6 protein-coding genes are annotated in these 4818 nt (G+C 44.6%); 3 read left to right on the top strand and 3 right to left on the bottom strand.

What is annotated here, in order from left to right:
• On the bottom strand, positions 1-383 hold a 383-nt coding region (locus ACEW8S_RS13780; RefSeq protein ID WP_373518722.1), incomplete at its 3' end, for a PorP/SprF family type IX secretion system membrane protein.
• Positions 384-648: 265 nt separating this feature from the next.
• On the opposite strand from ACEW8S_RS13780, the gene ACEW8S_RS13775 reads away from it, so the two are divergent.
• The 3 genes from ACEW8S_RS13775 (at position 649) to ACEW8S_RS13765 (ending at position 2845) form a co-directional block, all read left to right on the top strand.
• Positions 649-1551, top strand: a complete 903-nt coding sequence (locus tag ACEW8S_RS13775; RefSeq protein WP_373518721.1) for a NifU family protein — start codon at positions 649-651, stop codon at positions 1549-1551.
• Between the two features lie 153 nt (positions 1552-1704).
• On the top strand, positions 1705-1905 hold the full coding sequence (locus ACEW8S_RS13770; protein WP_373518720.1) for a dodecin family protein: 201 nt from the start codon (positions 1705-1707) through the stop codon (positions 1903-1905).
• A 91-nt stretch (positions 1906-1996) separates the two neighbouring features.
• Complete coding sequence (locus ACEW8S_RS13765) at positions 1997-2845, top strand: mechanosensitive ion channel family protein (protein WP_373518719.1); 849 nt, start codon at positions 1997-1999, stop codon at positions 2843-2845.
• Between the two features lie 105 nt (positions 2846-2950).
• Here ACEW8S_RS13765 and tsaB read toward each other — a convergent pair whose 3' ends face one another.
• On the bottom strand, positions 2951-3622 hold the full coding sequence (gene tsaB, locus ACEW8S_RS13760) for a tRNA (adenosine(37)-N6)-threonylcarbamoyltransferase complex dimerization subunit type 1 TsaB (RefSeq protein ID WP_373518718.1): 672 nt from the start codon (positions 3620-3622) through the stop codon (positions 2951-2953).
• 100 nt (positions 3623-3722) lie between these two features.
• A partial coding sequence (locus ACEW8S_RS13755) for a TolC family protein (RefSeq protein WP_373518717.1) occupies positions 3723-4818 on the bottom strand: 1096 nt, incomplete at its 5' end.

The following is a 4818-nucleotide window of genomic DNA, read 5'->3' as shown; positions in this document are numbered from 1 at the left end:
GTCGGACTGATTCCAAACGAAAGCTGGTTCAAATTCCGCGCATCGCCCCCCAGTTTCAGGTGGTGGGCATAGGTCAGTTTGAGTCCCGTTTGTGCGTGATACCCATTGGCATCGTTAAAGACGATGGCCCCTACCCCACTGTTGCTTTCCCCGATTCGCGAATTGACATTTATGGTCTGCAGGTTGGGCGCATCCTCTACGCTGAACCATTGCATTCTGGCCGTAGCCCTGATTTTCGTTCCCTCGCCGATGCCCGCCATCGACGGATAGACCAGATAATAATTGTCGGACAGGTAATCAAAATAAACGGGAATTCCTTCTTGGGCAAGAGAGCGGGAACCAAAGGCCAGAAACGCGAGGAGTATCAAAAATCGATTTGTCATCTAAAAGCGGGAGATATGAACCTGTCTCGAGGTATGTTATACCGAGACCAGTTCAATGGTTTAATTCTTGAATTGGTTAAATATAAAGTATAACGAACGAATTACAACAATAGTATATTCATAAATACTGGGAAGCAGATAGGCTATTTTACGAGAAACCATTAGGTCTGATACATTATCCGATTATTTTGCGATTGTTTTAAGCGGCCGTTGCTAAACAGTCTCTGAATTACTTTGTACCTTTACCGCAAACCGATAGGAAGCTATGAAAGAGTATAATATCACCGTTGTAAAGACCAACAATCCTAACATATTAAAGTTCGAGACGAACCATTTTTTGACCAAAGGCAAAAATTATGAGTTCAAGAACATTGACGACGCCAAAAATTCACCTTTGGCGCAGCAATTGTTCTATCTTCCCTTTATCAAAACCGTATATGTCTCCGGCAATTTTATAGGTTTGGAGCGTTTCGATATTGTCGAATGGGAGGATGTCAAGGACGAGGTCGCCCAACAATTGGTAGAATATCTAAATTCGGGGGAACCGGTCGTGCTCGAAGAGGCCGCCACGCAAAAAGTGGCAGTAACCGTATACGCCGAGGTTACGCCCAACCCGGCCGTGATGAAATTTGTCGCCAATAAGGCCATAGTGCCCACAGCTTTCGAATTCAAGAACATCGACGAGGCCAAAAACTCGGAATTGGCCAAACAACTTTTTCATTTTCCGTTTGTAAAGGAAATTTTTATCGATCTCAACTATATTTCGGTAAGTAAATATGATATGGCGGCATGGGACGATATAACGCTGGAACTCCGTGAATTCATTCGTGATTATTTGGCCGATGGCAAAGAAGTAGTTTCCGAAGCGGCCGTTCCGCAGGCTTCGGAGGTAAAGAACATTCCAGCACCGGAAACGGTCGAACTCGATGACACTTCGCAACAGATCGTTGACATTTTGGAGGAGTACGTCAAACCTGCGGTCGCCAGTGACGGCGGTAACATTCTTTTTAAATCCTATGAATCGGACAGCAAAACGGTCAATGTAATTCTACAGGGGGCCTGTAGCGGTTGCCCCTCCTCAACTTTTACGTTGAAAAACGGTATCGAGACCATGCTCAAGAACATGATGGGGGACAAGGTGAACTCGGTGGTCGCACTAAACGGGTGACGGATTTAAGTTCAAGTGCAAGTTCGAGTTCGAACCCAAGTTCAGGTTCAGATTCAAAAATCAAATTCAAAACGAGTCCATTTTAACAGGCTTTCCGCTCAAATTTCCCCTTTTAATTTATTATATTGGGCTAAATCTAAAAACAACAATATTATGGCAGTTTTAAAAGTTATAGAAGTATTGGCAAATTCGGACAAGAGCTGGGAAGATGCCGCAAAGAACGCGGTTGCCCACGCTTCCAAATCGGTGAAGAACATCAAATCCGTTTACATCAACGAGCAAAGTGCAACGGTTACCGATGGAAAGATGGATAATTATCGTGTGAACGCAAAAATCACTTTTGAAGTGAATTAAATGTTTTCACGGCAAAACTTAAAAACATCCTGTTCTTAGGGATGTTTTTTTTTATGGCCGAAGAGCGGGAAGGACAAATAAACCCTTATTCATGAACGAAATTTCAAATTACCAAGAACACATTGACCAGGCTATCGATTGGGCCTGGGCCAACTTACCCGGTCTTGCCATCAACTTGATTACCGCACTGATCATTTTAATTGTCGGATTATATATCATCGGCTTTCTCAATAAAATGATCCGTAAATTTTTTCAGAAAAAGGACTATGACCTTGCCTTGGAATCTTTCTTGCAAAGCTTTATCAGCATCGCTTTAAAGATATTGCTGTTCGTACTCGTCATCACACAGTTGGGCGTGCAATCTTCATCGCTGATTGCGATTATCGGTGCTGCGGGTCTGGCCATCGGCTTGGCATTACAGGGTTCCCTATCCAATTTTGCGGGTGGGGTTTTGATACTGCTCTTCAAACCTTTTAAGGTAGGCGATTTTATTTCGGCCCAAGGTATTGACGGCAGCGTGAGCGAAATTACGATATTCTACACCAAATTGACCACTTTCGGTAATCAAGTCGCCATAGTACCGAACGGTAAACTTTCAAACGATAACATAATCAACTACAACGCCTTATCCGCACGACGGGACAATGTCAAGGTCGGCATCGGTTACGGTTCCAATATCAAGGATGCCAAAGATATTCTGTTGCAGATCTGTGCGGACAACGAGAATATTTCCAAAGAACCTGTTCCAGAGGTGTATGTCGATGGACTAGGCGATAGCTCGGTCAATCTTACGTTACGCTTTTGGGCGGATACCAGTGTATTCTGGCCCGCACACTTCTATGTTATAGAAGAGACTAAAAGACGATTTGATGCAGCGGGAATAGAGATACCGTTTCCACAACGCGATATGCATATGAAGGGGGAGGCTTCGAAAGCTTAGGGGATGCCGTTCGGCGCTTTTCGCTATACACTAATCGCTTTTCATTATGTGCTATATGCAATGCGGATTGCGTTGAATATTGCGTTTTGAAGGAAGCGAAATTGGTCATTTCTTCCTTTGGAGGATAAAATCCTTTAAATAATAGGGTTCGAAGTAGGCGACATTTTCAAATTCACCCGCTTCGAATTTTTTATGGGACAAGGTTGCCATTTCCCTTGCGGATGGCACAACGGAGGTATTGAAGCTAAAATTGGGATGCTGCAAAAGTTCCTTACATTTCTCGGCGCCGTTGCCAAGTAGCACTACCTTCCCTTTCTCAATAAACTCCGAAAAAGAAGTACCGTCTATAATTTCGGCCTTGGTTTCCCTGATTTGGTTTATACCTTGGTCGAATACGGTGGAATAGACCTCCATACGTCGGGCGTCCAAAACGGGGATACTAAAATCGGCAGCGCCTCGCTTTATTTGATGGGCCATACTTTCTAAAGTAGGAATCGAAATCAGGGGCACATCCAATGAAAAACACAATCCTTTGGCTGCGGACACCCCGATACGTAGACCTGTGTAAGATCCTGGGCCTTTGCTGACGGCTACGGCGTCTACATCGGAAAGCTCAAGCTTGGCCTCCTTTAAAACCTCCTGAATAAAAATATGCAGCTGTTCGGAATGGGAATAGTTGGGCGTATCGTGCTCTTTGATGGCCAAGATTTTTCCATCTTTGGCTACGCTAACCGAGCAGTTTGTGGTCGCGGTCTCTAGGTTTAGGATTATGGGCATAGACAACAAAGATACGACCAAACAGGCAAAAATCTTCCTAGTATTTGTGTAGGGTCACCCAAATGGGGAAGCTATTAAAATGCCTTAAACTCCGATGATGTCAATTCAAATCGATCTGCACCCCAAAATAAAACTCCAGCACCTTGATCCTAAAAATATAGTCGTATTTGGTCCGTACCACCTCGGCTTCGGCATCGTCGACGCGGGACTGTGCCTGGCTGAAATCAAAGGCGTTCATCAAACCCACATCGTAACGCTCTTTGGAATATTCAAGGGCCAATCGTCTGGCCTCGGCCGTTTTTTGTGCCGCATAATATGCTTTTGAAAAGCTTTTGACATCGACGTAGGCCTGATTGATATTAGTCTCCAGATCAAGCTTGTCCTGTTCCAGCTGCACTTCGGCTTTCCGTACGTTGATTCGCGCCCTTTTCACATTGTTCCTAACGCTGAAACCGTTGAAGATGGGAATGTTCAACTGGGCACCGTACGAGATTCCGTCGTTCAGCCAAAGTTGATTTCCGAAACTTTCCGCTTCCAGCATTCCTGTAATGGTATTAAAACGTTCTTGATCGGAGTATCGGGTATTGTAATTGAAAAACGCCCCTAAAGTAGGGTATTTCGCGCCTTTAGCTATGGCAAGGTCCTTCACCGCCAAATCGATATTGGACTTTGAAAATTTAATGTCGTTTCGAAAGGTCAGGGCTTCCGCAAATATTTCCTTGGCAGAATTATTGAGAATATCCGACGGTGGCACCTCATAATCGGCCTCCGCTACCTGAAAATTCTCATAATCCGTTATCTGAAGCAACTGCGCCAGATTAATGGTCGAGATCAAGACCAGATTCTCGGTGTTTACGATCTGCTGCTCCAAATTTGCGGCGGTGGCCTCGACTTCCAATAGGTCGCCCTGTGGTACGACCCCTGCATCGACCAGTTCTTTGGTCCTTTGCAAATCCTGTTCGGTAAATGCGTACTGTGCCTGAAACACTATAAGAGTTTCTTTGTTCGACAATATCTGTAAATAGGCATTGGCTACGCTAAGGCGGATATCATCCTTTAAATCATCCAATCTATATTGGTTGGCCAAGGCGTTCAATTTGGCCCGGTTGAGCCTATGGATATTGCGAAGTCCATCGAACAGCAGAACGGAAGATTGCAATCCCCCGTTTGCGGTAAAAATAGTGGTCGTAACCGGT

The sequence above is a fragment of the Pricia sp. genome (genome assembly GCF_041745955.1).
In the GTDB taxonomy this organism is placed as follows: Bacteria; Bacteroidota; Bacteroidia; order Flavobacteriales; family Flavobacteriaceae; genus Pricia.
Note: the sequence above shows the minus strand (reverse complement) of the source record. Positions and strands in the feature narration are given on the sequence as shown.